The organism is Isoptericola sp. NPDC056618 (genome assembly GCF_042792715.1).
GTDB lineage: Bacteria > Actinomycetota > Actinomycetes > Actinomycetales > Cellulomonadaceae > Isoptericola > Isoptericola nanjingensis.
Genome location: NZ_JBHTVZ010000014.1, coordinates 12,720 through 36,663 on the forward strand (window position 1 = coordinate 12,720; position 23,944 = coordinate 36,663).

The window sequence follows — 23,944 nt, forward strand, 5'->3', positions numbered from 1 at the left end:
GAGGAAGTAGGACATCTTGCTCGACGTCAACGTCTTCGACGAGCTGCGTATCGGCCTGGCCACGGCCGACGACATCCGTGCCTGGTCGCACGGAGAGGTCAAGAAGCCCGAGACCATCAACTACCGCACCCTGAAGCCGGAGAAGGACGGGCTCTTCTGCGAGAAGATCTTCGGCCCCACCCGGGACTGGGAGTGCTACTGCGGCAAGTACAAGCGCGTGCGCTTCAAGGGCATCATCTGCGAGCGCTGCGGCGTCGAGGTGACGCGCTCGAAGGTGCGCCGTGAGCGCATGGGCCACATCGAGCTCGCCGCCCCGGTCACGCACATCTGGTTCTTCAAGGGTGTGCCGTCGCGCCTCGGCTACCTGCTGGACCTGGCCCCGAAGGACCTGGAGAAGGTCATCTACTTCGCGGCCTACATGGTCACGTGGGTCGACGACGAGGCCCGCCACGAGGACCTCCCGAACCTCCAGAACGAGATCGACCTGGAGAAGAAGGAGATCTCGGACCGCCGCGACAACGACATCAACACCCGTGCCGCCAAGCTCGAGGCCGACCTGGCCGAGCTGGAGGCCGAGGGCGCCAAGGCGGACGCGCGCCGCAAGGTGCGCGACTCCGCCGAGCGCGAGATGGCGCAGCTGCGCAAGCGTGCGGACCAGGAGCTGGACCGCCTCGAGCAGGTCTGGGACCGGTTCAAGAACCTCAAGGTCGCGGACCTCGAGGGCGACGAGATGCTGTACCGCCAGCTCGTCGACCGCTACGGCACGTACTTCGAGGGCTCGATGGGCGCCGCGGCGATCCAGAAGCGCCTCGAGAGCTTCGACCTGGAGGCCGAGGCCCAGTCGCTGCGCGAGACCATCCGGACGGGCAAGGGCCAGCGCAAGACGCGCGCGCTCAAGCGCCTGAAGGTCGTCAACGCGTTCCTCACGACGACCAACTCGCCCACGGCGATGGTGCTCGACGCCGTCCCGGTCATCCCGCCGGACCTGCGCCCGATGGTGCAGCTCGACGGTGGCCGCTTCGCGACGTCGGACCTCAACGACCTGTACCGCCGCGTGATCAACCGCAACAACCGGCTCAAGCGCCTGCTCGACCTGGGCGCGCCGGAGATCATCGTCAACAACGAGAAGCGGATGCTCCAGGAGGCCGTGGACTCGCTGTTCGACAACGGTCGCCGCGGCCGCCCGGTCACGGGTCCGGGCAACCGCCCGCTGAAGTCGATCTCCGACATGCTCAAGGGCAAGCAGGGCCGGTTCCGCCAGAACCTGCTCGGCAAGCGCGTCGACTACTCGGGCCGTTCGGTCATCGTGGTCGGCCCGCAGCTCAAGCTGCACCAGTGCGGCCTGCCCAAGCAGATGGCGCTCGAGCTGTTCAAGCCGTTCGTCATGAAGCGGCTCGTCGAGCTCAACCACGCGCAGAACATCAAGAGCGCCAAGCGCATGGTCGAGCGCACCCGCGGCGAGGTCTGGGACGTGCTGGAGGAGGTCATCCAGGAGCACCCGGTGCTGCTGAACCGTGCCCCCACCCTCCACCGCCTGGGCATCCAGGCCTTCGAGCCGCAGCTCGTCGAGGGCAAGGCCATCCACCTGCACCCGCTCGTGTGCGCCGCGTTCAACGCGGACTTCGACGGCGACCAGATGGCGGTCCACCTGCCCCTGAGCGCCGAGGCGCAGGCCGAGGCCCGCATCCTCATGCTCTCGAGCAACAACATCCTCAAGCCGTCGGACGGCCGTCCGGTGACCATGCCCTCGCAGGACATGATCATCGGTCTGCACCACCTCACCTCGGACCGCCCCGGCGCGACGGGGGAGGGGCGGGTCTTCTCCTCGCAGGCCGAGGCGATCATGGCCCTCGACCGCGGCGCGCTGGACCTCAACGCCACGATCAAGCTGCGGATGTCGGACCTCGTTCCGCCGACCAGCGGCTTCGAGGCCCCCGAGGGCTGGGAGCCCGGGCAGCCGCTGCTGTTCGAGACCACCCTGGGCCGCACGATCTTCAACGAGGCGCTCCCGATCGACTACCCGTTCCAGAACGGCGTCGTCGGCAAGAAGGAGCTCTCGACGATCGTCAACGACCTGGCGGAGCGCTACCCGAAGGTCGACGTCGCGACGTCGCTCGACGCGCTGAAGGACGCCGGCTACCGCTGGGCCACGCGCTCGGGCGTCACGATCGCGATCTCCGACGTCGCGATGCCGGAGGTCAAGAACGACATCCTGGACGAGCACGAGCAGCGTGCGCTGAAGGTCCAGGACCAGTTCGACAAGGGTCTGATCACCGACGACGAGCGCCGTCAGGAGCTCATCGAGATCTGGACCCAGGCCACCGACAAGATCGCGTCGGTCATGCGCGAGAACCTCGAGAGCAACTCGCGGAACACGCTGTACCGCATGGTGTCCTCGGGCGCCCGTGGTAACTGGATGCAGGTCCGCCAGATCGCCGGTATGCGCGGCCTCGTGGCGAACCCGAAGGGCGAGATCATCCCCCGCCCGATCAAGTCCAACTACCGCGAGGGCCTGTCCGTCCTCGAGTACTTCATCGCCTCGCACGGTGCCCGCAAGGGTCTGGCCGACACGGCGCTGCGTACCGCGGACTCCGGCTACCTGACCCGTCGCCTCGTCGACGTGTCGCAGGACGTCATCATCCGCGAGGAGGACTGCGGCACCGAGCGCGGCCTCACGCTGCCCGTCGCCGAGCGCATCGGCGACGTGCTGGTGCCGCACCCGCGCGTCGAGACGAGCATCTACTCGCGCACGTTCGCGACGGACGTCGTGGACGCGGACGGCAACGTCGTGGCCGAGGCGGGCTCGGACGCGGGCGACGTGATCATCGACAAGGTGATCGCCGCCGGCATCGAGAACGTCAAGGTCCGGTCCGTGCTGACCTGCGAGTCGCGCGTCGGCACCTGCGCCAAGTGCTACGGCCGCTCCCTGGCCACCGGCAAGCTGGTGGACATCGGCGAGGCCGTCGGCATCATCGCGGCGCAGTCGATCGGTGAGCCGGGCACGCAGCTGACGATGCGTACCTTCCACACCGGTGGTGTCGCCTCCGCGGAGGACATCACGCAGGGTCTGCCCCGTGTCACCGAGCTGTTCGAGGCCCGCACCCCCAAGGGCGAGGCCCCGATCGCGGAGTACACCGGCACCGTGGCGATCGAGGACACGGAGCGCACGCGCCACCTGGTCCTCACGCCGGCCGACGGCGGCGAGGAGATCCGCTACCCGGTGACCAAGCGTGCCCGCCTCCTGATCGCCGACGGCGATCAGGTCCAGGTCGGCACCCAGCTGGTCCAGGGCGCCGTCGACCCGAAGAAGGTGCTGCGCATCCTCGGCCCGCGTGCCACGCAGAAGCACCTGGTGGACGAGGTCCAGGAGACCTACCGCTCGCAGGGCGTGGACATCCACGACAAGCACATCGAGGTCATCGTGCGGCAGATGCTGCGTCGCGTGACCGTGCTCGACTCGGGTGACTCGCACCTGCTGCCGGGCGAGCTGGCGGAGCGCGTCCGCTTCGAGGACGCGAACCGTCGGGCCGTGGCGGAGGGTGGCCAGCCGGCCTCCGGCCGTCCGGAGCTCATGGGCATCACGAAGGCGTCGCTCGCCACCGACTCGTGGCTCTCGGCCGCCTCCTTCCAGGAGACGACCCGCGTGCTGACCGAGGCGGCGATGAGCGGTCGTCGTGACCCGCTGCTGGGCCTCAAGGAGAACGTCATCCTCGGTAAGCTCATCCCCGCCGGCACGGGCCTGCCCCGCTACCGGAACATCGAGGTCGAGCCGACCGAGCAGGCCAAGGCCGAGCTCTACCCGAGCTTCGGCTACGACGAGATCGACTTCCCGACGCTCGGTATGGGCTCGGGCGAGGCGATCCCGCTGGAGGACCTGGACTTCGGCGACTTCCGCTAGTCCGCTGATCCTCACCACGAGGTAGTCCGGGAGGGGCGCACGTCACAGCGTGCGCCCCTCCCGATCCTTTGACCCCGCTTGCTTCCGCGGGTAATCTTGGAAGCCGTGCCCGTGCCGTCGCGCGCGCATCCCGCTGTCAGCCCAGAGCGTCCTCGCTCGGGCCGGCTGCCGGAGGCGTCGCCGTCCTGAGCGCACAGGTACCCCGGGAAGATCGCTCGGACCGTCCGTGAGGGCGGGGGAGCTGAGCTGATCCGGGCCATCGAGCCGGTGGTAAGTGGCGTTGCGGTCCGTGAGGGCCGCGGGTGCCGCATGCGATCGGCACGCACCAGCCAGACAGACCACCGTCGAGGGCCGCCCGGCCCTCGTGAGCTCGAGAAGACGACGGAGACGTAGTGCCTACGATCCAGCAGCTCGTCCGCAAGGGCCGGTCCACGAAGGCCGTGGCGTCGAAGACGCCGGCCCTCAAGGACTCGCCCCAGCGGCGCGGCGTGTGCACCCGCGTGTACACCACCACCCCCAAGAAGCCGAACTCCGCGCTCCGCAAGGTCGCGCGCGTCAAGCTGTCCTCGGGTACCGAGGTCACGGCGTACATCCCCGGTGTCGGCCACAACCTGCAGGAGCACTCGATCGTGCTCGTCCGCGGCGGCCGTGTGAAGGACCTCCCGGGTGTCCGCTACAAGATCGTGCGCGGCGCGCTCGACACGCAGGGCGTGAAGAACCGCAAGCAGGCCCGCAGCAAGTACGGCGCGAAGAAGGAGAAGGCCTGATGCCTCGCAAGGGTCCGGCCCCCAAGCGGCCGCTCATCGTCGACCCCGTCTACGGGTCGCCCGTCGTCACGCAGCTGATCAACAAGGTCCTGCTCGACGGCAAGAAGTCCACCGCCGAGGCGATCGTCTACGGCGCCCTCGAGGGCGTCCGTGCCAAGACGGACCAGGACCCGGTCGTCGTGCTCAAGCGCGCGCTGGAGAACGTCCGCCCGGCCCTCGAGGTCCGCTCCCGCCGTGTCGGTGGCGCCACCTACCAGGTGCCGGTCGAGGTGCGCCCCGTGCGTTCCACGACGCTCGCGCTGCGCTGGCTCACGGACTTCTCGCGCGCCCGCCGCGAGAAGACGATGACCGAGCGCCTCATGAACGAGATCCTCGACGCCTCCAACGGCCTCGGTGCCGCCGTGAAGCGCCGCGAGGACATGCACAAGATGGCCGACTCGAACAAGGCCTTCGCGCACTACCGCTGGTGATGCGCACGGACGGCCCCGGGTGACCCCCGGGGCCGTCCGAGGATCCGGAACCGGCCGGCAGCCGGCCCTCCGGCCCGGCTTCCGACCTTCCACCGACAAGGGGTAAGACACCGTGGCACTCGACGTGCTGACCGACCTGAACAAGGTCCGCAACATCGGCATCATGGCCCACATCGATGCCGGCAAGACCACCACCACCGAGCGCATCCTGTTCTACACCGGTGTGAACTACAAGATCGGTGAGACGCACGACGGTGCGTCGACGATGGACTGGATGGAGCAGGAGCAGGAGCGCGGCATCACGATCACGTCCGCCGCGACGACCTGCTACTGGAAGAACAACCAGATCAACATCATCGACACCCCGGGTCACGTGGACTTCACCGTCGAGGTCGAGCGCTCGCTGCGCGTGCTCGACGGTGCCGTCGCGGTGTTCGACGGCAAGGAGGGCGTGGAGCCCCAGTCGGAGACCGTGTGGCGCCAGGCCGACAAGTACGACGTGCCGCGCATCTGCTTCGTCAACAAGATGGACAAGCTCGGCGCCGACTTCTACTTCACGGTCGACACCATCATCAACCGCCTCAAGGCGAAGCCGCTGGTCATCCAGCTGCCGATCGGCGCCGAGAACGACTTCGAGGGCGTCGTCGACCTGCTCGAGATGAAGGCGCTCACCTGGCGCGGCGACACCAAGATGGGCGAGGAGTACGCGGTCGAGGACATCCCGGCCGACCTCGTCGAGAAGGCCGAGCAGTACCGGGCCGAGCTCGTCGAGGCCGTCGCCGAGGCCGACGACGAGCTGCTCGAGAAGTTCCTCGGTGGCGAGGAGCTCACGGTCGCCGAGATCAAGTCCGGCATCCGCAAGCTCGTCATCCGGTCCGAGGCCTTCCCGGTCCTGTGCGGCTCGGCGTTCAAGAACAAGGGCGTGCAGCCCATGCTCGACGCCGTGATCGACTACCTGCCGACCCCGCTCGACGTCCCGGCCGTCCAGGGCCACGACGTCAAGGACGCCGAGAAGATCATCGAGCGTCGTCCGGACGAGACGGAGCCGTTCTCGGCCCTCGCGTTCAAGGTCGCCACGCACCCGTTCTTCGGCAAGCTCACCTACGTCCGCGTCTACTCGGGCAAGGTCGCGCAGGGCGCTCAGGTCCAGAACTCGACCAAGGGCAAGAAGGAGCGCATCGGGAAGCTCTTCCAGATGCACTCCAACAAGGAGAACCCGGTCGAAGAGGCGCACGCCGGGCACATCTACGCCTTCATCGGGCTCAAGGACGTCACCACCGGTGACACGCTCTGCGACCCGGCGAACCCGGTCATCCTCGAGTCGATGACCTTCCCGGAGCCGGTCATCGACGTGGCCATCGAGCCGAAGACGAAGGCCGACCAGGAGAAGCTCTCCACGGCGATCCAGAAGCTCGCCCAGGAGGACCCGACCTTCCGCGTCAAGCTGGACGAGGAGACCGGCCAGACCGTCATCGGCGGCATGGGCGAGCTCCACCTCGACATCCTCGTCGACCGCATGCGTCGCGAGTTCAAGGTCGAGGCGAACGTCGGCAAGCCGCAGGTCGCGTACCGCGAGACGATCCGCCGTACCGCGGAGAAGATCGACTACACGCACAAGAAGCAGACCGGTGGTTCGGGCCAGTTCGCCAAGGTCCAGGTGACCTTCGAGCCGCTCGAGACGACGGAGGGCGAGCTCTACGAGTTCGCCAACGCCGTCACCGGTGGTCGTATCCCGCGCGAGTACATCCCGTCCGTGGACGCCGGTATCCAGTCGGCGATGCAGCAGGGCGTGCTGGCCGGGTTCCCCGTGGTGGGGGTCAAGGCCACGCTGCTCGACGGCGCCTACCACGACGTCGACTCCTCGGAGATGGCGTTCAAGATCGCCGGCTCGATGGTCTTCAAGGAGGGCATCAAGCGGGCCGACCCGGTCATCCTCGAGCCCGTGATGGCCGTCGAGGTCCGGACGCCCGAGGAGTACATGGGCGACGTGATCGGCGACATCAACTCGCGTCGTGGGATGATCCAGTCCATGGAGGACGCGACCGGTGTCAAGGTCGTGCGCGCCCAGGTACCGTTGAGCGAGATGTTCGGGTACATCGGTGACCTGCGTTCCAAGACGCAGGGCCGTGCCGTGTACTCGATGCAGTTCGACAGCTACGCCGAGGTTCCTCGCAACGTTGCTGACGAGATCATCAAGAAGACCCGGGGCGAGTGAGTCCCCACAGGTCGACGACCAGCACAACCATCAACCTGTAGGAAACCCCCGTCGCCCCGCGGGATGTAGGCTCTCTCGCCGAGTCTCGCAACGTTCGGGAACATCTACCCAAGTCCCAGGAGGACCCCAGTGGCTAAGGCCAAGTTCGAGCGGACCAAGCCGCACGTCAACATCGGCACGATCGGGCACGTCGACCACGGCAAGACGACGCTGACCGCCGCGATCTCGAAGACGCTTGCGGACACGTACCCCGACCTGCCGGCGAACACGCAGCGGAACTTCGACGAGATCGACGCCGCGCCGGAGGAGAAGCAGCGCGGTATCACGATCAACATCGCGCACATCGAGTACGAGACGCCCAAGCGTCACTACGCGCACGTCGATGCTCCGGGTCACGCCGACTACATCAAGAACATGATCACCGGTGCCGCCCAGATGGACGGCGCGATCCTGGTGGTCGCGGCGACCGACGGCCCGATGGCCCAGACGCGCGAGCACGTGCTGCTGGCCCGCCAGGTGGGCGTCCCCTACCTGCTGGTCGCGCTCAACAAGGCCGACATGGTCGACGACGAGGAGATCCTCGAGCTCGTCGAGATGGAGGTCCGCGAGCTGCTGTCGTCGCAGGAGTTCGACGGCGACAACGCGCCCGTCGTCCGCGTCTCCGGCCTCAAGGCCCTCGAGGGTGACCCCGAGTGGACCAAGCGGGTCCTGGAGCTCATGGAGGCCGTGGACGAGAACGTCCCCGACCCCGTGCGCGAGCTCGACAAGCCGTTCCTCATGCCGATCGAGGACGTCTTCACCATCACCGGCCGCGGCACCGTCGTGACCGGCAAGGTGGAGCGTGGCACGCTCGACGTCAACTCCGAGGTCGAGATCGTCGGTATCCGCGAGCCGCAGAAGACCACGGTCACCGGTATCGAGACGTTCCACAAGCAGATGGACCAGGCTCAGGCCGGCGACAACACCGGTCTGCTCCTGCGCGGCATCAAGCGCGAGGACGTCGAGCGCGGCCAGGTCGTCGTGAAGCCGGGCTCGATCACCCCGCACACGGACTTCGAGGCGCAGGTCTACATCCTGGGCAAGGACGAGGGTGGGCGTCACAACCCGTTCTACTCGAACTACCGTCCGCAGTTCTACTTCCGCACCACCGACGTCACCGGCGTCATCACGCTGCCCGAGGGCACCGAGATGGTCATGCCCGGCGACAACACCGAGATGACGGTCGCGCTGATCCAGCCGATCGCCATGGAGGAGGGCCTCGGCTTCGCCATCCGTGAGGGTGGGCGCACCGTGGGCTCCGGCCGGGTCACCAAGATCATCAAGTGATCTGCTGATCCTCGGCTGATCGCCTGAGCAGGAGGCCCGGGCCCGACAGGGTCCGGGCCTCCTGCGCGCCCGGCGCGTGCCGCCCGAGGTGCGGTGCGTCCGGCGTCACAGCGGTCGAACCCCGTTCCGGCTTGGAATCACGGGGCTCCCTGTGGCAAGATGTTCAGGTTGCCTGTCACGGGCGCGTTCTTTCTCGTGTCGAACAGTGTGTAGCACCACGGTGCGTGTGCCGGTCCGGATCTCCGGAACGGTCCCGTCACCTGGAGCGGATCCCCTCCCGGAGAGGGGTCGCGGGGTTGCCGGCTGTCGACGCGCTAGAGCGCCCCGCGGGACACATGTCTCGACAGGCCCGACAAACGTCGTGGTCCGCCCCGCGGACCACAATCAACGGCCCCACGCCGGTTCGGTGTGCGCCCGGGTACGTCGCCTAGCGCGACACGCCCGAGCGCGGGGGTCGGACAGTAGCGGTTCGAGAGAGAGAGTCAGACGACGCCATGGCGGGACAGAAGATCCGCATCCGGCTCAAGTCCTACGACCACGAGGTCATCGACAGCTCGGCGCGCAAGATCGTCGACACGGTGACGCGCGCTGGTGCGACGGTCGTGGGTCCGGTGCCGCTGCCGACGGAGAAGAACGTCTTCACCGTCATCCGGTCGCCTCACAAGTACAAGGACAGCCGCGAGCACTTCGAGATGCGCACGCACAAGCGGCTCATCGACATCATCGATCCCACGCCGAAGGCCGTCGACTCGCTCATGCGGATCGACCTGCCTGCCGACGTGAACATCGAGATCAAGCTCTGAGGCTGGGATAGATATGACCAACCAGCAGAAGAACGTGACCGCGGTGCTCGGCACCAAGCTCGGCATGACGCAGCTGTGGGACGACGCCGGTCGTCTGGTCCCCGTCACCGTCGTGGCCGTCCCGACCAACGTCGTGACGCAGGTCCGCTCCGCGGACGCCGACGGCTACGCGGCCGTGCAGCTCGCCGCCGGCCAGATCGACCCGCGCAAGGTCACCAAGCCGCTCAAGGGCCACTTCGAGAAGGCCGGCGTCACGCCGCGTCGTCACGTCGCCGAGGTCCGCACCGAGGACGCCGCCGAGTTCACGCTCGGCCAGGAGATCACCGCCGAGGCCTTCGAGGCCGGTGCCGTGGTCGACGTCGTCGGCACCACCAAGGGCAAGGGCACCGCCGGTGTCATGAAGCGCCACGGCTTCTCCGGCGTCGGCGCCTCCCACGGTGCTCACCGCAACCACCGCAAGGCCGGCTCGATCGGCGGCGCCTCGACGCCGTCGCGCGTGTTCAAGGGTCTGCGGATGGCCGGTCGCATGGGCCACGAGCGCATGACCGTCCAGAACCTGACCGTCCACGCGGTCGACGCCGAGAAGGGTCTGCTGCTCGTCAAGGGCGCGGTTCCCGGCCCCAAGGGTGGCGTCGTCGTCGTGCGTACCGCTGCGAAGGGTGCGTGACCCCATGGCCAACCAGACCGTCGACGTGCTCGACGCCCAGGGCAAGAAGGCCGGCACCGCCGAGCTTCCCGCCGAGGTGTTCGACACCGTCACCAACGTCCCGCTGATCCACCAGGTGGTCGTGGCGCAGCGCGCCGCCGCCCGCCAGGGGACGCACGCCACCAAGACCCGCGGCGACGTCCGCGGCGGTGGCCGCAAGCCGTACAAGCAGAAGGGCACCGGCCGCGCCCGTCAGGGTTCGACCCGCGCCCCGCAGTTCGCCGGCGGTGGCACCGTCCACGGCCCGCAGCCGCGCAAGTACGACCAGCGGACCCCGAAGAAGATGAAGGCCGCCGCGCTCCGTGGCGCCCTCTCCGACCGGGCTCGCGCCGGCCGCGTCCACGTGGTCTCCGGCTTCGGCCTCGACGGTGCGCCGTCGACCCGGACCGCCGTCAAGACGATCGCGGCGCTCACCGAGCGCACGCACGTCCTCGTGGTCACCGAGCGCTCGGACGAGCTGACGATCCTGTCGCTCCGCAACGTCGAGCAGGTCCACCTGCTGACCGCGGACCAGCTCAACACCTACGACGTGCTCGTCTCCGACGACGTCGTCTTCACCGAGGGCGCGCTCGCCGCGTTCCTCGCCGGCCCGGCCACGGGCAAGAGCGTGAAGGCTGTCGCCACGGAGTCCGAGGCGGCCGAGACCGAGGAGGCCACCAAGTGACCGCCGTGACGAAGGACCCGCGCGACATCCTGATCGCGCCGGTCGTCTCCGAGAAGTCCTACAACCTCCTCGACGAGGGCAAGTACACCTTCGTCGTGGACCCGCGGGCCAACAAGACCGAGATCAAGATCGCGGTCGAGCAGGTCTTCGGCGTCAAGGTCGACTCGGTCAACACGATCAACCGCAAGGGCAAGGCGCGTCGCACGCGCTTCGGCCTGGGCAAGCGCAAGGACACGAAGCGCGCGATCGTGACCCTCCGTGAGGGCACGATCGACATCTTCGGCGGTCCGGCTTCCTGAGGCGCAGAGAGCAGATCGAGGACTAACCCATGGGAATCCGTAAGTACAAGCCGACGACGCCCGGACGCCGCGGCTCCAGCGTCGCCGACTTCGTCGAGATCACGCGCTCGCAGCCGGAGAAGTCTCTGGTCCGTCCGCTGTCCAAGACGGGTGGGCGCAACAACTCCGGTCGCATCACGACCCGTCACAAGGGCGGTGGCCACAAGCGTGCCTACCGCGTGATCGACTTCCGTCGCCACGACAAGGACGGCGTGCCCGCCAAGGTCGCGCACATCGAGTACGACCCGAACCGCACGGCTCGGATCGCGCTCCTGCACTACGCGGACGGCACGAAGCGCTACATCGTCGCGCCGAACAAGCTGTCGCAGGGCGACGTCGTCGAGGCCGGTGCCGGCGCCGACATCAAGCCCGGCAACAACCTGCCGCTGCGCAACATCCCGACCGGTACGGTCATCCACGCCGTCGAGCTCCGCCCCGGTGGCGGCGCGAAGATCGCCCGCTCCGCGGGTGCCTCCGTGCAGCTCGTCGCGAAGGACGGCCCGTACGCGCAGCTGCGCATGCCGTCCGGCGAGATCCGCAACGTCGACCTGCGCTGCCGCGCCACGGTCGGCGAGGTGGGCAACGCCGAGCAGTCGAACATCAACTGGGGCAAGGCCGGCCGCAAGCGGTGGAAGGGCGTCCGCCCGACCGTCCGTGGCGTGGTCATGAACCCGGTCGACCACCCGCACGGTGGTGGTGAGGGCAAGACCTCCGGTGGTCGCCACCCGGTCAGCCCGTGGGGCCAGCCCGAGGGCCGGACCCGCCGCCCGAACAAGCCGAGCGACAAGCTGATCGTCCGCCGTCGCCGCACCGGCAAGAAGCGCTGAAAAGGAGCCTGACAGATGCCTCGTAGCCTGAAGAAGGGCCCCTTCGTCGACGACCACCTGCAGAAGAAGGTGGACGCTCAGAACGAGAAGGGGACCAAGAACGTCATCAAGACCTGGTCCCGTCGGTCGGTCATCACGCCCGACTTCCTCGGTCACACCTTCGCCGTGCACGACGGCCGGAAGCACACCCCGGTCTTCGTCACCGAGGCGATGGTCGGCCACAAGCTCGGCGAGTTCGCTCCCACGCGAACCTTCCGCGGCCACGTGAAGGACGACAAGAAGGGCCGTCGCCGCTGACCCCCCGGGTCAGCCGGACGACAGGCCCCGACGGTCTGAGAAAAGGAAGCAGGACAGCAATGGAAGCCAAGGCGCAGGCGCGGTTCGTCCGTGTCACGCCCCAGAAGGCCCGGCGCGTCGTGGACCTCATCCGTGGCAAGCAGGCCGCCGAGGCCGTCGCGGTGCTGAAGTTCGCGCCGCAGGCGGCGAGCGAGCCGATCCGCAAGGTTGTGGAGAGCGCCGTCGCGAACGCCCGGGTGAAGGCCGACCGCGCCAGCGAGCGTTTCGACGAGACGGAGCTCTTCGTCTCGGCGGCGTTCGTCGACGAGGGGCCGACGCTCAAGCGGTTCCGTCCGCGGGCGCAGGGGCGTGCGAGCCAGATCCTCAAGCGCACCAGCCACATCACCGTGGTCGTCGCACCGCGTGAGCAGAAGGAAGGGGCCCGATAGTGGGGCAGAAGGTTCACCCGCACGGGTACCGCCTCGGCATCACCACCGACCACCGGTCGCGCTGGTTCGCCGACAGCACCAAGCCTGGTCAGCGGTACCGCGACTACGTCCGCGAGGACGTGGCGATCCGCAAGCTCATGAGCACCGGTCTCGAGCGGGCCGGCATCTCCAAGGTCGAGGTCGAGCGCACCCGCGACCGCGTCCGCGTGGACATCCACACGGCGCGTCCGGGCATCGTCATCGGTCGCCGGGGTGCCGAGGCCGACCGCATCCGCGGCGAGCTCGAGAAGCTCACGGGCAAGCAGGTCCAGCTCAACATCCTCGAGGTCAAGAACGCGGAGATCGACGCGCAGCTGGTCGCGCAGGGCATCGCCGAGCAGCTCGCGAGCCGCGTCTCGTTCCGTCGCGCCATGCGCAAGGGCATCCAGTCCGCGCAGCGCGCCGGTGCCAAGGGCATCCGCGTGCAGGTCTCGGGTCGTCTCGGCGGCGCCGAGATGAGCCGTTCGGAGTTCTACCGCGAGGGTCGTGTGCCGCTGCACACGCTGCGCGCGAACATCGACTACGGCTTCTTCGAGGCCCGCACCACCTTCGGCCGTATCGGCGTGAAGGTGTGGATCTACAAGGGCGACATGACCGAGAAGGAGTTCGCCGCGCAGCAGGCGACTGCCGCCCCCCGCGGGGGTCGTGGTGGTCGTCCGGAGCGTGGGGAGCGCCGTGGTGGCGGTCGTCGCCCCGAGCGTCAGGCCCAGCCGGCCGCCGAGAGCGCCCCCGCGTCCGACGCGGCCCCGGCGCCGGAGCAGGCTGCGGCCCCCGAGTCCGGAACGGAGGCCTGAGTCATGCTGATCCCCCGCAGGCTCAAGCACCGCAAGCAGCACCACCCGAAGCGCTCCGGCGCGGCCAAGGGTGGCACCACGATCGCGTTCGGCGACTTCGGCATCCAGGCCCTCGAGCCCGCCTACGTCACCAACCGCCAGATCGAGGCTGCTCGTATCGCGATGACCCGCCACATCAAGCGTGGCGGCAAGGTCTGGATCAACATCTACCCGGACCGTCCCCTGACCAAGAAGCCCGCCGAGACCCGCATGGGTTCCGGCAAGGGCTCGCCCGAGTGGTGGGTCGCCAACGTCAAGCCCGGCCGCATCGTCTTCGAGCTGGCCGGTGTCGACGAGGAGCTGGCCCGTGAGGCCATGCGCCGCGCGATCCACAAGCTCCCGATGAAGTGCCGTTTCGTGGTGCGCGAGGGTGGTGCGAACTGATGGCAGTCGGAACCAAGGGCATGGCCCCCGCTGACCTCGACGGGTTCGACGACGAGAAGCTGGTCGCCGAGCTGAAGAAGGCCAAGGAGGAGCTCTTCAACCTCCGTTTCCAGTCGGCCACCGGCCAGCTGGAGTCCCACGGTCGGATCAAGGCCGTCAAGCGCGACATCGCGCGGATCTACACGGTCCTGCACGAGCGCGAGCTCGGGATCCGCACGGCCCCGAGCGTGAGTGAGTGAGGCATCGATGAGCGAGAACACCAACGCGGTGGCCGCTGAGACGACCGAGCGCAGCACGCGCAAGGTCCGTCGTGGCTACGTCGTCAGCGACAAGATGGAGAAGACCATCGTCGTCGAGGTCGAGGACCGCAAGAAGCACCCTCTGTACGGCAAGGTCCTGCGCACCACCACCAAGGTGAAGGCGCACGACGAGCAGAACTCCGCCGGTATCGGCGACCTGGTCGAGATCATGGAGACCCGTCCGCTGTCCGCGACCAAGCGGTGGCGCCTGACGGAGATCCTCGAGAAGGCCAAGTGATCCAGAAGGTCTTCTGACCTTCGGCCGGGGCAGGCCGTGACACACGTATGCGGCCCGCCCCGGCCACCACAGCAACTATCCGTTCGGCAAGGCTCGCCCGGGACAGCCTGGGACGAGAACCGGCTCGACGACAGGAGATCAATCGATGATCCAGCAGGAGTCGCGACTTCGGGTCGCCGACAACACGGGTGCCAAGGAGATCCTCTGCATCCGTGTTCTCGGTGGATCCGGCCGTCGCTACGCCGGTATCGGCGACACGATCGTCGCCACCGTCAAGGACGCGATCCCCGGCGGCAACGTGAAGAAGGGCGACGTGGTCAAGGCCGTCATCGTCCGGACCGCCAAGGAGCGCCGTCGTCCCGACGGTTCCTACATCAAGTTCGACGAGAACGCCGCCGTGATCCTCAAGAACGACGGTGAGCCCCGTGGCACCCGCATCTTCGGCCCGGTCGGGCGCGAGCTGCGCGACAAGCGGTTCATGAAGATCATCTCGCTGGCGCCGGAGGTGCTCTGACCATGGCGAAGATCAAGAAGGGCGACCAGGTGATCGTCATCGCCGGTCGCGACAAGGGCAAGACGGGCCGCGTGCTCGAGGTCCTCAAGGACTCCGACCGCATCGTGGTCGAGGGCGTGCAGCGCGTCACCAAGCACGTCAAGGCCGGCCAGACGGCTCGCGGCACCCGCACGGGTGGCATCGAGACCGTCGAGGCGCCGATCCACGTCTCGAACGTGATGGTCGTCGACCCGGAGACCAAGAAGGGCACGCGCGTCGGGTTCCGTACCGAGCAGGTCGAGCGCGACGGCCGTACCCGCACCGTCCGCGTGCGCGTCGCCAAGCGTTCCGGGAAGGACATCTGATGACCGAGACCACTCTCGAGGCCCCGGCCACCCCGCGCCTCAAGCAGAAGTACCGCGAGGAGATCATCGCGGCGCTGCGCGAGGAGTTCGGCCACCAGAACATCCAGCAGGTCGCCGGTCTGACCAAGATCGTCGTCAACATGGGTGTCGGTGACGCCGCCAAGGACTCCAAGCTCATCGAGGGCGCGATCCGCGACCTCACGGCGATCACGGGGCAGAAGCCCCAGGTGACCCGGGCCAAGAAGTCCATCGCGCAGTTCAAGCTGCGCGAGGGCATGCCGATCGGTGCGCACGTCACGCTGCGCGGCGACCGGATGTGGGAGTTCCTCGACCGGCTGCTGTCGATCGCGCTGCCCCGTATCCGCGACTTCCGCGGGCTGAGCCCGAAGCAGTTCGACGGGCACGGCAACTACACCTTCGGTCTCACGGAGCAGTCGATGTTCCACGAGATCGACCAGGACAAGATCGACCGCGTCCGCGGCATGGACATCACGGTCGTGACCACGGCGACGACCGATGACGAGGGCCGCTCCCTGCTGCGCCGTCTCGGCTTCCCCTTCAAGGAGAACTGACATGGCGAAGAAGGCCCTGATCAACAAGGCGAACGCCAAGCCGAAGTTCGCCGTCCGCGCCTACACCCGGTGCCAGCGCTGCGGCCGTCCGCACTCGGTCTACCGCAAGTTCGGCCTCTGCCGGATCTGCCTGCGGGAGATGGCCCACCGCGGCGAGCTCCCCGGCGTCACCAAGAGCAGCTGGTAAAACCACTACGCCGCAGGTCCGGGCGGTGCGCACGCACTGACTGGATACCCCGGCGAGGAAGGGCTGGAGCCCAATGACCATGACAGACCCCATCGCAGACATGCTCACGCGTCTGCGTAACGCGAACTCGGCGCACCACGAGACGGTCACCATGCCGCACTCGAAGCTGAAGTCGAACATCGCGGAGATCCTGCAGGCGCAGGGGTACATCACCGGCTGGAGCGTCGAGGACGCGAAGGTCGGCAAGTCCCTCACCCTGACCCTCAAGTACGGCCCGAGCCGCGAGCGCGCCCTCACCGGCGTCCGCCGCGTGTCGAAGCCCGGCCTCCGCGTCTACGCGAAGTCCACCAACCTGCCCCAGGTCCTCGGCGGCCTCGGCGTGGCGATCCTGTCCACGTCCTCCGGCCTGCTGACCGACCGCCAGGCCCAGGCCAAGGGCGTGGGCGGCGAAGTCCTCGCCTACGTCTGGTAATCCGGAAAGGAGATATCGCCATGTCTCGAATCGGCAAGCTCCCCGTTCCGGTCCCGGCCGGCGTGGACGTCACCATCAGCGGTGCGCTCGTGACCATCAAGGGCCCCAAGGGGACCCTGGAGCACGCGGTGCCCGCCCCCATCACGGTCGCCCAGGACGACGGCTCCCTCGTGGTGTCGCGCCCGGACGACGAGCGTGAGTCCCGTGCGCTGCACGGCCTCACCCGCACCCTCCTGGCCAACATCGTCACCGGTGTGACCCAGGGCTACGAGAAGAAGCTCGAGATCGTCGGTACCGGTTACCGCGTCGCGGCCAAGGGGCAGAGCCTGGAGTTCGCTCTCGGCTTCTCGCACCCGGTCACCGTGACCGCACCCGAGGGCATCACCTTCGCGGTGGAGAGCCCGACCAAGTTCTCGGTCGCGGGCATCGACAAGCAGCAGGTCGGCGAGGTCGCAGCGAACATCCGCAAGATCCGCAAGCCCGAGCCTTACAAGGGCAAGGGCGTGCGCTACGCCGGCGAGGTCGTCCGCCGCAAGGTCGGAAAGGCTGGTAAGTGATGGCTCTCAAGGTTCTGGGCAAGGGCAAGGCCGTCGCTCGTCAGCGCCGTCACCTGCGCCTGCGCAAGAAGATCAAGGGCACCGCGGCGCGTCCGCGCCTCGTCGTGACCCGCTCCTCGCGCCACATGGTGGCGCAGATCGTCGACGACACGGTCGGCAAGACCGTCGCCTCGGCCTCGACCCTCGAGGCCGACCTGCGCGCCCTCGACGGCGACAAGACGGCGAAGGCCCGCAAGGTCGGCGAGCTCGTCGCCGCGCGTGCCAAGGCCGCCGGCGTCGAGACCGTGGTCTTCGACCGCGGTGGCAACAAGTACCACGGTCGGGTGGCTGCGGTCGCCGACGGCGCCCGGGAAGCGGGGCTGGAGCTGTGATGGCCGACGTCCGCGATTTCGCACGGAAGATGAGGATCCTCTGATGGCTGCAGGGCAGCGCACCGGCGCCCCCCAGGGCGCCAACGAGTCCAACAAGACCGACGGCCGCCGCGGCGGCGGTGGCGGTCGTCGTGACGACCGCCGTGGCGGTGGCCGCGACCAGGCCGACAAGAACGCCTTCCTCGAGCGCGTGGTGACGATCAACCGCGTCTCGAAGGTCGTCAAGGGCGGTCGTCGCTTCAGCTTCACCGCGCTGGTCGTGGTGGGCGACGGCGACGGCACCGTCGGTGTCGGCTACGGCAAGGCCAAGGAGGTGCCCGCGGCGATCGCCAAGGGTGTCGAGGAGGCGAAGAAGAACTTCTTCCGCGTCCCGCGCATCCAGGGCACCATCCCTCACCCCGTCCAGGGTGAGGAGGCCGCCGGCGTCGTGTTCCTGCGTCCGGCCTCGCCGGGTACCGGTGTGATCGCCGGTGGTCCGGTGCGCGCCGTGCTGGAGTGCGCCGGCATCCACGACGTGCTGAGCAAGTCGCTCGGCTCGTCCAACTCGATCAACATCGTGCACGCCACCGTCGCGGCCCTCAAGGGCCTCGAGGAGCCGGCTGCCGTGGCCGCCCGCCGTGGTCTGCCGCTCGAGGACGTGGCCCCGGCCGCGCTCCTGCGTGCGCAGGCCGCCGGGCTCGCCGAGAAGGCGGCCAAGGCTGACGAGAAGGTGGGTGCGTGATGCCTCGACTGAAGGTCACCCAGGTCAAGTCCGCCATCGGCGGCAAGCAGAACCAGCGTGACACGCTGCGGACCCTCGGCCTCAAGCGGATCGGCGACACCGCCGTGAAGGAGGACCGTCCGGAGATCCGTGGCATGGTCACCACGGTGGCGCACCTCGTCACCGTCGAGGAGGTCGAGTGATCATGGCGGACAACACCGAGAAGGCGGGTCAGCCGCTCAAGGTCCACCACCTGCGTCCGGCCCCCGGCGCCAAGACCGCCAAGACCCGCGTGGGTCGTGGTGAGGCGTCGAAGGGCAAGACGGCGGGTCGCGGTACCAAGGGTACGAAGGCTCGCTACCAGGTTCCCGCCGGCTTCGAGGGTGGGCAGATGCCTCTGCACATGCGCCTCCCGAAGCTGCGCGGGTTCAAGAACCCGTTCCGCGTCGAGTACCAGGTCGTCAACCTGGACAAGCTCGCCGCGCTGTACCCCGAGGGTGGCTCCGTCACCGTCGAGGGCCTCGTCGCCAAGGGCGCGGTCCGCAAGGGTCAGCCGGTGAAGGTGCTCGGCAACGGCGAGATCACCGTCAAGCTGGACGTCACGGTCGACCGCGTCTCCGGCTCCGCCAAGGACAAGATCCTGGCGGCCGGCGGCACGGTCTCCGAGGACTGACATCCGCAACAGGGCCGGCGGCGCACACGCGCTGCCGGCCCTGTGTGCTCCCGGCGTGCTCCGGCAGGCCAGCCCACCGCGACGGCGTGTGGTCTGGATCACTGGTCCGGGGCACGTAGAATCCGTCACGGTCCGCGCCACGCACCTGATCCGGGTGACGGCGAGGCCGGGGTCTCCTCGGTCGGACCTTGACCGAGTCGGCGTGACGGCGGCGTGGCCCACGGGCCGCGGTGTCGGGAGCTCGCGCCACACCTCGCCGGTCCCCGGCGACACGACAACCCGCCGCGGCGGGCCAGGAGGATAGGTGCTCAGCGCATTCGGCCGGGCTTTCCGGACACCGGACCTGCGGCGCAAGCTGCTGTTCACGATCGCGATCATGGCGCTCTTCCGGGTGGGGTCGCTCGTGCCCACACCCGGCGTCGACTACGGCAACGTGCAGCAGTGCGTCGCGGCCCTCGAGGGCAGCACCTCGCTGCTCGGTCTCGTCAACGTCTTCAGCGGCGGTGCCCTGCTGCAGCTGTCGATCTTCGCGCTCGGCATCATGCCGTACATCACCGCGAGCATCATCGTGCAGCTGCTGCGCGTGGTCATCCCTCGGTTCGAGGCCCTGCACAAGGAGGGCCAGTCGGGCCAGGCGAAGCTGACGCAGTACACGCGCTACCTGACGATCGCCCTCGCGATCCTGCAGTCGACGACGATCATCACGACCGCCCGCACCGGGATGCTCTTCCAGGGTTGCCCCGTCGACGTGATCACGGACGACAGCTTCGTGACGGCCACGCTGATGGTCATCACGATGACGGCCGGTACCGGCCTGGTCATGTGGCTCGGCGAGATGATCACCGAGCGCGGCGTCGGCAACGGCATGTCCCTGCTGATCTTCACGTCGATCGCCGCGAGCTTCCCGTCGGCCCTCTGGTCGATCGCCGGCGGCTCGAACGGTCCCCTGAACTTCATCGTGATGATCCTCGTCATCGTGCTCGTCGTCGGGCTGGTCGTGTTCGTCGAGCAGTCGCAGCGCCGCATCCCGGTGCAGTACGCGAAGCGCATGGTGGGACGCCGCATGTACGGCGGCACCAGCACCTACATCCCGATCAAGATCAACATGGCCGGCGTCATCCCGGTCATCTTCGCGGCGTCGATCCTCGCCATCCCCGGGCTGATCGCCCAGTTCGGCGAGCCGACCGCGGGCTGGGTGCTCTGGATCTCGGAGAACCTGGTCCAGCAGTCCGACCCGCTGTACATCGTGCTGTACGTGCTGATGGTCATCTTCTTCGCGTTCTTCTACACGTCGATCACGTTCAACCCGGACGAGGTCGCCGACAACATGAAGAAGTACGGCGGCTTCATCCCGGGCATCCGCGCCGGCCGGCCCACGGCCGAGTACCTCGACTACGTGATCACCCGCATCACCTCCGCGGGCTCGATCTACCTGGCGATCGTGGCGCTCATCCCCACGATCGTGCTCGTGGTGCTGGGAGTCACCACGAACATCCCGTTCGGCGGCACGTCGATCCTCATCATCGTGGGCGTCGGGCTCGAGACCGTGAAGCAGATCGACTCCCAGCTCCAGCAGCGTCATTACGAAGGGTTCCTCCGTTGACCGAGACGAACGAAGGCGGCCCCGCCGCTGCCACGCCGACCACCCGCCGCGAGCTCCACGGTGCCCCCAGCGCCGAGGCGCGGGTGACGCGCCTGGTGATCATGGGGCCGCAGGGGGCGGGCAAGGGCACGCAGGCCGCGCGCCTCGCCGAGCTGTTCAGCATCCCCGCCATCTCGACGGGCGACATCTTCCGCGCCAACATCAAGGGTGGCACGGAGCTCGGCAGGCTCGCGCAGGAGTACAGCGCCAAGGGCGAGCTCGTGCCCGACGAGGTCACCGACCAGATGGTGCGCTCGCGCCTCGGTGAGGACGACGTCAAGGCCGGGTTCCTGCTCGACGGCTACCCGCGCAACGCGCACCAGGTCGAGGCCCTCGACGGCATCCTGGCCAACCTCGGCTGGGAGCTGGACGGCGTCATCGAGCTCACCGCCGCGCGGGACGAGCTCCTGTCGCGGATCGCCAAGCGCGCCGAGATCGAGGGCCGCGAGGACGACACCCCGGAGGCGATCGCGCGCCGGCTCGACATCTACGACGAGCAGACCGCGCCGCTGACCGCCGCGTACTCCGAGCGGGGCATCCTCGCGAAGGTGGACGGCATCGGCGACGTCTCCGAGGTCACCGAGCGCATCGTCCAGGCGCTGGCCGCCGAGCTCGGCTGAGGCCCGCGACGCCATGATCTTCGGTTCGCGCGAGCGCATCGAGCTCAAGACGCCGGACCAGGTGCGCGTCATGCGGCGCGCCGGCCTGGTCGTCGCGTCGGCGCTCGACGCGGTGCGTTCCGCGGCCCGCCCGGGCCTGACGACGGCGGACCTCGACGCGGTCGCGGCGCGGGTCATCGCGGAGGCGGGGGCGACGCCGTCGTTCCTCGGCTACGAGGGTTACCCCGCGACGATCTGCGTCTCCGTCTCCGAGGAGGTCATCCACGGCATCCCCGGCACCCGCGTGCTCGAGGTCGGTGACGTCGTGTCGATCGACTGCGGCGCGATCGTGGACGGCTGGCACGGCGACTCCGCGATCAGCGTCGTGCTGGGCCCGGACGGCGCCCTGGACGTCGAGGGCACGACGGCGGTCGACGGCGTCGACGCGGCGGACCTCGACCTCGTCCGCGCCACGCGGACGGCCATGTGGGCGGGAATCGCGGCGCTGGCGGGCGGCAAGCGGCTCGGCGACGTCGGGACGGCGGTCGAGGCCGCCGTCGAGCTCGCCGGGGGCGTCTCCGGCGTCGAGTACGGGATCGTCGAGGACTACGTCGGTCACGGCATCGGCACGGCGATGCACCAGCCGCCCGACGTCGTGAACTTCCGCACCTCGGACCGCGGTCCTCGGCTCCGGCCCGGCATGTGCCTCGCCGTCGAGCCGATGGTCACGCGGGGGAGCGGGGCGACCCGGGTCCTCGCGGACGACTGGACGGTCGTGACGCAGGACGGCTCCCGCGCCGCGCACTGGGAGCACAGCGTCGCCCTGCTCGAGGACGGCATCAGCGTGCTGACGGCCGCCGACGGCGGGCGTGCGGGGCTCGCCCCGTTCGAGGTCGTGCCCGTGCCCCTCGACGTGTGACCGACGAAAGCGTGTGACCGACGACCGTCCACCCCACGTTCGCAGCTGCTGGAACCATGGAGTACGATGGTCTGTCGGGTGTAGTCCGTTCGGCAGTTCCTCGAGATGCAGGCGCGAGTTGGTGGCGCTGCAGACCAGCACCGGCTCGACGTCACGTCGGCCGGTCGGGACGAGGGTGAGCAGGCGGCACGCACGACATCCGGACCTCCGTCACGTTGCTGACGGGCGCCCGGGGACAGACGAGAGTTAGCGGAGGACATGGCAAAGAAGGACGGCGTCATCGAGATCGAGGGCAGCGTGGTCGAGGCCCTGCCGAACGCGATGTTCCGTGTGGAGCTGGCGAACGGCCACAAGGTCCTCGCGCACATCTCGGGCAAGATGCGTCAGCACTACATCCGGATCCTCCCGGAGGACCGTGTCGTGGTCGAGCTCAGCCCGTACGACCTGTCCCGCGGTCGGATCGTCTACCGCTACAAGTAACCACCACCCCATCGAGCGCCGTCGTGGCGCCGGCACCCGCCGGCGTGCGTACGGCGGCGGAGGAACCACTGATGAAGGTCAAGCCGAGCGTCAAGAAGATCTGCGACAAGTGCAAGGTGATCCGCCGGCACGGTCGCGTCATGGTGATCTGCGAGAACCTGCGCCACAAGCAGCGCCAGGGCTGATCGCAGCCACCTGCTGACGGCACGCGCTCGCCGTCGGACACAGCGCACCACCACGAACCTCGACACCGCTCTCTCGGAGCGGGCTCCTCACGGGGCAGGTCGGGGGGAACCTCCGGTCCAGGGGCCGGGGCCCGCGGTCTTCGCGGGAGGGCGGTGCGGCAGACCTCTGGAAGAAGTACAGGAGCCGGAAGGCACATGGCACGTCTGATCGGCGTCGACCTCCCCCGCGAGAAGCGGCTCGAGGTTGCGCTCACCTACATCTACGGCGTCGGCCGTACCCGCGCCCAGCAGACGCTGGCCGCGACCGGGATCAACCCGGACCTGCGGGTCAAGGACCTCGGCGACGACCAGCTCGTCGCGCTCCGCGACTACCTGGAGGGCAACTTCCAGCTCGAGGGCGACCTGCGCCGCGAGGTCGCCGCCGACATCCGCCGCAAGGTCGAGATCGGCACCTACCAGGGCCTGCGTCACCGCCGCGGCCTCCCGGTGCGCGGTCAGCGCACCAAGACCAACGCGCGTACCCGCAAGGGTCCGAAGCGCACCGTGGCGGGCAAGAAGAAGGCCCGCTGATAGCAGTCCGTGGTGCGGTCGGCTCCCTGAGCTGAACCGCCCCGGTCCGATCAGACCAGGAGATCAGAGAACACATGCCTCCCAAGACTCGTGCCACGGCCGCGCGCAAGCCGCGCCGCAAGGACAAGAAGAACGTCCCGCTCGGCCAGGCGCACATCAAGAGCACCTTCAACAACACGATCGTCTCGATCACCGACCCGTCGGGCGCCGTGATCTCGTGGGCGTCCGCCGGCCACGTCGGCTTCAAGGGCTCCCGCAAGTCCACGCCGTACGCCGCGCAGCTCGCCGCCGAGTCGGCCGCCCGCCGCGCCCAGGAGCACGGTGTCAAGAAGGTCGACGTCTTCGTCAAGGGCCCGGGTTCCGGTCGTGAGACCGCGATCCGCTCCCTGCAGGCGACCGGCCTCGAGGTCGGCTCGATCCAGGACGTGACGCCCCAGGCGCACAACGGCTGCCGTCCCCCGAAGCGCCGCCGCGTCTGACCCTCCCGACGTCGTCGGGCCCCGGGGCCGAGGGATCGGCCCCGGGCTCGTACGACGCCGCAGCCTGCCCGGGCGGGTGGACCGAGTCCCACCCGGGGCCGCGAGTACTCGCGGATCCGTGATGCGTCATATGGCGGACGCACACTGA

The 23,944-nt window shown here is 68.6% G+C and carries 33 protein-coding genes; all 33 read left to right on the top strand.

Going from position 1 to position 23,944, the window contains the following annotated elements; translation table 11 throughout:
- Positions 1-16 precede the first annotated feature (16 nt).
- The 33 genes from ACFQ8T_RS15650 (at position 17) to rpsK (ending at position 23,796) form a co-directional block, all read left to right on the top strand.
- The gene (locus tag ACFQ8T_RS15650; RefSeq protein ID WP_430547434.1) at positions 17-3,898 is read left to right on the top strand and encodes a DNA-directed RNA polymerase subunit beta'; all 3,882 of its coding nucleotides are present in this window, start codon (positions 17-19) and stop codon (positions 3,896-3,898) included.
- A gap of 392 nt (positions 3,899-4,290) precedes the next feature.
- Positions 4,291-4,665 carry a 30S ribosomal protein S12 gene (gene rpsL, locus ACFQ8T_RS15655; protein WP_416342463.1) on the top strand — a complete coding sequence of 125 codons (375 nt, stop codon included), beginning with the start codon at positions 4,291-4,293 and terminating at the stop codon, positions 4,663-4,665.
- Entirely contained in the window at positions 4,665-5,135 is a 471-nt protein-coding gene (rpsG, locus tag ACFQ8T_RS15660; protein WP_429764774.1) for a 30S ribosomal protein S7, read from the top strand. Before rpsL ends, rpsG begins: the two co-directional genes overlap by 1 nt.
- A 112-nt stretch (positions 5,136-5,247) precedes the next feature.
- Positions 5,248-7,350: an elongation factor G gene (fusA, locus tag ACFQ8T_RS15665; RefSeq protein ID WP_430547435.1), complete on the top strand. Its 2,103-nt coding sequence runs from the start codon at positions 5,248-5,250 to the stop codon at positions 7,348-7,350.
- 129 nt (positions 7,351-7,479) lie between these two features.
- A complete protein-coding gene (gene tuf, locus ACFQ8T_RS15670) occupies positions 7,480-8,676 on the top strand; it encodes an elongation factor Tu (RefSeq protein ID WP_429764770.1) in 1,197 nt (398 codons plus the stop codon).
- A gap of 494 nt (positions 8,677-9,170) precedes the next feature.
- Complete coding sequence (gene rpsJ / locus ACFQ8T_RS15675; protein WP_013837837.1) at positions 9,171-9,479, top strand: 30S ribosomal protein S10; 309 nt, start codon at positions 9,171-9,173, stop codon at positions 9,477-9,479.
- 13 nt (positions 9,480-9,492) lie between these two features.
- Entirely contained in the window at positions 9,493-10,146 is a 654-nt protein-coding gene (gene rplC / locus ACFQ8T_RS15680; RefSeq protein ID WP_429764768.1) for a 50S ribosomal protein L3, read from the top strand.
- A gap of 4 nt (positions 10,147-10,150) precedes the next feature.
- A complete protein-coding gene (gene rplD, locus ACFQ8T_RS15685; RefSeq protein WP_430547436.1) occupies positions 10,151-10,849 on the top strand; it encodes a 50S ribosomal protein L4 in 699 nt (232 codons plus the stop codon).
- Positions 10,846-11,148 carry a 50S ribosomal protein L23 gene (rplW, locus tag ACFQ8T_RS15690; RefSeq protein ID WP_079572420.1) on the top strand — a complete coding sequence of 101 codons (303 nt, stop codon included), beginning with the start codon at positions 10,846-10,848 and terminating at the stop codon, positions 11,146-11,148. The genes rplD and rplW overlap by 4 nt, the downstream gene beginning before the upstream one ends.
- 29 nt (positions 11,149-11,177) lie before the next feature.
- Entirely contained in the window at positions 11,178-12,014 is an 837-nt protein-coding gene (gene rplB, locus ACFQ8T_RS15695; RefSeq protein ID WP_429764765.1) for a 50S ribosomal protein L2, read from the top strand.
- Between the two features lie 15 nt (positions 12,015-12,029).
- Positions 12,030-12,311 (top strand): 30S ribosomal protein S19, encoded by a 282-nt coding sequence (gene rpsS, locus ACFQ8T_RS15700; protein WP_075829208.1) that lies wholly within the window; start codon positions 12,030-12,032, stop codon positions 12,309-12,311.
- Between the two features lie 59 nt (positions 12,312-12,370).
- A complete protein-coding gene (gene rplV / locus ACFQ8T_RS15705) occupies positions 12,371-12,739 on the top strand; it encodes a 50S ribosomal protein L22 (protein ID WP_079572426.1) in 369 nt (122 codons plus the stop codon).
- Positions 12,739-13,572 carry a 30S ribosomal protein S3 gene (gene rpsC, locus ACFQ8T_RS15710; protein WP_430547437.1) on the top strand — a complete coding sequence of 278 codons (834 nt, stop codon included), beginning with the start codon at positions 12,739-12,741 and terminating at the stop codon, positions 13,570-13,572. Before rplV ends, rpsC begins: the two co-directional genes overlap by 1 nt.
- Positions 13,573-13,575: 3 nt before the next feature.
- Entirely contained in the window at positions 13,576-13,995 is a 420-nt protein-coding gene (gene rplP, locus ACFQ8T_RS15715; protein WP_380244191.1) for a 50S ribosomal protein L16, read from the top strand.
- Positions 13,995-14,234 carry a 50S ribosomal protein L29 gene (gene rpmC, locus ACFQ8T_RS15720; protein ID WP_079572432.1) on the top strand — a complete coding sequence of 80 codons (240 nt, stop codon included), beginning with the start codon at positions 13,995-13,997 and terminating at the stop codon, positions 14,232-14,234. Before rplP ends, rpmC begins: the two co-directional genes overlap by 1 nt.
- Positions 14,235-14,241: 7 nt before the next feature.
- Positions 14,242-14,532 carry a 30S ribosomal protein S17 gene (gene rpsQ / locus ACFQ8T_RS15725; RefSeq protein ID WP_429764762.1) on the top strand — a complete coding sequence of 97 codons (291 nt, stop codon included), beginning with the start codon at positions 14,242-14,244 and terminating at the stop codon, positions 14,530-14,532.
- A gap of 145 nt (positions 14,533-14,677) precedes the next feature.
- The gene (gene rplN, locus ACFQ8T_RS15730) at positions 14,678-15,046 is read left to right on the top strand and encodes a 50S ribosomal protein L14 (protein WP_079572436.1); all 369 of its coding nucleotides are present in this window, start codon (positions 14,678-14,680) and stop codon (positions 15,044-15,046) included.
- 2 nt (positions 15,047-15,048) lie between these two features.
- Positions 15,049-15,390 (top strand): 50S ribosomal protein L24, encoded by a 342-nt coding sequence (rplX, locus tag ACFQ8T_RS15735; protein WP_429764760.1) that lies wholly within the window; start codon positions 15,049-15,051, stop codon positions 15,388-15,390.
- Entirely contained in the window at positions 15,390-15,962 is a 573-nt protein-coding gene (gene rplE, locus ACFQ8T_RS15740) for a 50S ribosomal protein L5 (RefSeq protein ID WP_429727852.1), read from the top strand. Before rplX ends, rplE begins: the two co-directional genes overlap by 1 nt.
- 1 nt (position 15,963) lies before the next feature.
- Complete coding sequence (locus ACFQ8T_RS15745; protein WP_013837851.1) at positions 15,964-16,149, top strand: type Z 30S ribosomal protein S14; 186 nt, start codon at positions 15,964-15,966, stop codon at positions 16,147-16,149.
- A gap of 73 nt (positions 16,150-16,222) precedes the next feature.
- The gene (gene rpsH, locus ACFQ8T_RS15750; protein ID WP_429764758.1) at positions 16,223-16,621 is read left to right on the top strand and encodes a 30S ribosomal protein S8; all 399 of its coding nucleotides are present in this window, start codon (positions 16,223-16,225) and stop codon (positions 16,619-16,621) included.
- 20 nt (positions 16,622-16,641) lie between these two features.
- Positions 16,642-17,178: a 50S ribosomal protein L6 gene (rplF, locus tag ACFQ8T_RS15755; RefSeq protein ID WP_429764756.1), complete on the top strand. Its 537-nt coding sequence runs from the start codon at positions 16,642-16,644 to the stop codon at positions 17,176-17,178.
- Positions 17,178-17,549: a 50S ribosomal protein L18 gene (gene rplR / locus ACFQ8T_RS15760; RefSeq protein ID WP_429764754.1), complete on the top strand. Its 372-nt coding sequence runs from the start codon at positions 17,178-17,180 to the stop codon at positions 17,547-17,549. Before rplF ends, rplR begins: the two co-directional genes overlap by 1 nt.
- 43 nt (positions 17,550-17,592) lie before the next feature.
- Complete coding sequence (rpsE, locus tag ACFQ8T_RS15765) at positions 17,593-18,270, top strand: 30S ribosomal protein S5 (protein ID WP_430547438.1); 678 nt, start codon at positions 17,593-17,595, stop codon at positions 18,268-18,270.
- Positions 18,270-18,452, top strand: a complete 183-nt coding sequence (gene rpmD, locus ACFQ8T_RS15770) for a 50S ribosomal protein L30 (RefSeq protein WP_079573239.1) — start codon at positions 18,270-18,272, stop codon at positions 18,450-18,452. The genes rpsE and rpmD overlap by 1 nt, the downstream gene beginning before the upstream one ends.
- A 2-nt stretch (positions 18,453-18,454) precedes the next feature.
- Positions 18,455-18,922 (top strand): 50S ribosomal protein L15, encoded by a 468-nt coding sequence (rplO, locus tag ACFQ8T_RS15775; protein WP_429764752.1) that lies wholly within the window; start codon positions 18,455-18,457, stop codon positions 18,920-18,922.
- Positions 18,923-19,226: 304 nt separating this feature from the next.
- Entirely contained in the window at positions 19,227-20,525 is a 1,299-nt protein-coding gene (gene secY / locus ACFQ8T_RS15780) for a preprotein translocase subunit SecY (RefSeq protein ID WP_429764750.1), read from the top strand.
- Between the two features lie 101 nt (positions 20,526-20,626).
- Positions 20,627-21,184, top strand: coding sequence for an adenylate kinase (locus ACFQ8T_RS15785; protein ID WP_430547510.1), 558 nt, complete (start codon positions 20,627-20,629; stop codon positions 21,182-21,184).
- A gap of 13 nt (positions 21,185-21,197) precedes the next feature.
- Entirely contained in the window at positions 21,198-22,082 is an 885-nt protein-coding gene (gene map / locus ACFQ8T_RS15790) for a type I methionyl aminopeptidase (RefSeq protein ID WP_430547439.1), read from the top strand.
- Between the two features lie 258 nt (positions 22,083-22,340).
- Positions 22,341-22,562: a translation initiation factor IF-1 gene (gene infA / locus ACFQ8T_RS15795; RefSeq protein WP_012867920.1), complete on the top strand. Its 222-nt coding sequence runs from the start codon at positions 22,341-22,343 to the stop codon at positions 22,560-22,562.
- A gap of 71 nt (positions 22,563-22,633) precedes the next feature.
- A complete protein-coding gene (rpmJ, locus tag ACFQ8T_RS15800) occupies positions 22,634-22,747 on the top strand; it encodes a 50S ribosomal protein L36 (RefSeq protein WP_009740505.1) in 114 nt (37 codons plus the stop codon).
- Between the two features lie 195 nt (positions 22,748-22,942).
- Positions 22,943-23,317 (top strand): 30S ribosomal protein S13, encoded by a 375-nt coding sequence (gene rpsM, locus ACFQ8T_RS15805; RefSeq protein ID WP_380321661.1) that lies wholly within the window; start codon positions 22,943-22,945, stop codon positions 23,315-23,317.
- A gap of 74 nt (positions 23,318-23,391) precedes the next feature.
- Positions 23,392-23,796 (top strand): 30S ribosomal protein S11, encoded by a 405-nt coding sequence (gene rpsK / locus ACFQ8T_RS15810; RefSeq protein WP_380321664.1) that lies wholly within the window; start codon positions 23,392-23,394, stop codon positions 23,794-23,796.
- The last annotated feature ends 148 nt before the right edge of the window (positions 23,797-23,944 follow it).

Bases quoted from the DNA above. Each gene is read 5' to 3' on its own strand.
- rplO (WP_429764752.1), top strand. From the start codon at position 18,455: ATGGCGGACAACACCGAGAAGGCGGGTCAGCCGCTCAAGGTCCACCAC.
- rpmD (WP_079573239.1), top strand. From the start codon at position 18,270: ATGCCTCGACTGAAGGTCACCCAGGTCAAGTCCGCCATCGGCGGCAAG.
- map (WP_430547439.1), top strand. From the start codon at position 21,198: ATGATCTTCGGTTCGCGCGAGCGCATCGAGCTCAAGACGCCGGACCAG.
- rpsE (WP_430547438.1), top strand. From the start codon at position 17,593: ATGGCTGCAGGGCAGCGCACCGGCGCCCCCCAGGGCGCCAACGAGTCC.
- rplB (WP_429764765.1), top strand. From the start codon at position 11,178: ATGGGAATCCGTAAGTACAAGCCGACGACGCCCGGACGCCGCGGCTCC.
- rpsS (WP_075829208.1), top strand. From the start codon at position 12,030: ATGCCTCGTAGCCTGAAGAAGGGCCCCTTCGTCGACGACCACCTGCAG.
- ACFQ8T_RS15785 (WP_430547510.1), top strand. From the start codon at position 20,627: ATGGGGCCGCAGGGGGCGGGCAAGGGCACGCAGGCCGCGCGCCTCGCC.
- rpsQ (WP_429764762.1), top strand. From the start codon at position 14,242: ATGAGCGAGAACACCAACGCGGTGGCCGCTGAGACGACCGAGCGCAGC.
- ACFQ8T_RS15745 (WP_013837851.1), top strand. From the start codon at position 15,964: ATGGCGAAGAAGGCCCTGATCAACAAGGCGAACGCCAAGCCGAAGTTC.
- rplR (WP_429764754.1), top strand. From the start codon at position 17,178: ATGGCTCTCAAGGTTCTGGGCAAGGGCAAGGCCGTCGCTCGTCAGCGC.
- rpmC (WP_079572432.1), top strand. From the start codon at position 13,995: ATGGCAGTCGGAACCAAGGGCATGGCCCCCGCTGACCTCGACGGGTTC.
- rplF (WP_429764756.1), top strand. From the start codon at position 16,642: ATGTCTCGAATCGGCAAGCTCCCCGTTCCGGTCCCGGCCGGCGTGGAC.
- rplN (WP_079572436.1), top strand. From the start codon at position 14,678: ATGATCCAGCAGGAGTCGCGACTTCGGGTCGCCGACAACACGGGTGCC.
- rpsH (WP_429764758.1), top strand. From the start codon at position 16,223: ATGACCATGACAGACCCCATCGCAGACATGCTCACGCGTCTGCGTAAC.
- rplX (WP_429764760.1), top strand. From the start codon at position 15,049: ATGGCGAAGATCAAGAAGGGCGACCAGGTGATCGTCATCGCCGGTCGC.
- rpsM (WP_380321661.1), top strand. From the start codon at position 22,943: ATGGCACGTCTGATCGGCGTCGACCTCCCCCGCGAGAAGCGGCTCGAG.
- rpsG (WP_429764774.1), top strand. From the start codon at position 4,665: ATGCCTCGCAAGGGTCCGGCCCCCAAGCGGCCGCTCATCGTCGACCCC.
- rplE (WP_429727852.1), top strand. From the start codon at position 15,390: ATGACCGAGACCACTCTCGAGGCCCCGGCCACCCCGCGCCTCAAGCAG.
- rplD (WP_430547436.1), top strand. From the start codon at position 10,151: ATGGCCAACCAGACCGTCGACGTGCTCGACGCCCAGGGCAAGAAGGCC.
- rplP (WP_380244191.1), top strand. From the start codon at position 13,576: ATGCTGATCCCCCGCAGGCTCAAGCACCGCAAGCAGCACCACCCGAAG.
- rpsJ (WP_013837837.1), top strand. From the start codon at position 9,171: ATGGCGGGACAGAAGATCCGCATCCGGCTCAAGTCCTACGACCACGAG.
- infA (WP_012867920.1), top strand. From the start codon at position 22,341: ATGGCAAAGAAGGACGGCGTCATCGAGATCGAGGGCAGCGTGGTCGAG.
- rplV (WP_079572426.1), top strand. From the start codon at position 12,371: ATGGAAGCCAAGGCGCAGGCGCGGTTCGTCCGTGTCACGCCCCAGAAG.
- rpsK (WP_380321664.1), top strand. From the start codon at position 23,392: ATGCCTCCCAAGACTCGTGCCACGGCCGCGCGCAAGCCGCGCCGCAAG.
- rplC (WP_429764768.1), top strand. From the start codon at position 9,493: ATGACCAACCAGCAGAAGAACGTGACCGCGGTGCTCGGCACCAAGCTC.
- rpmJ (WP_009740505.1), top strand. From the start codon at position 22,634: ATGAAGGTCAAGCCGAGCGTCAAGAAGATCTGCGACAAGTGCAAGGTG.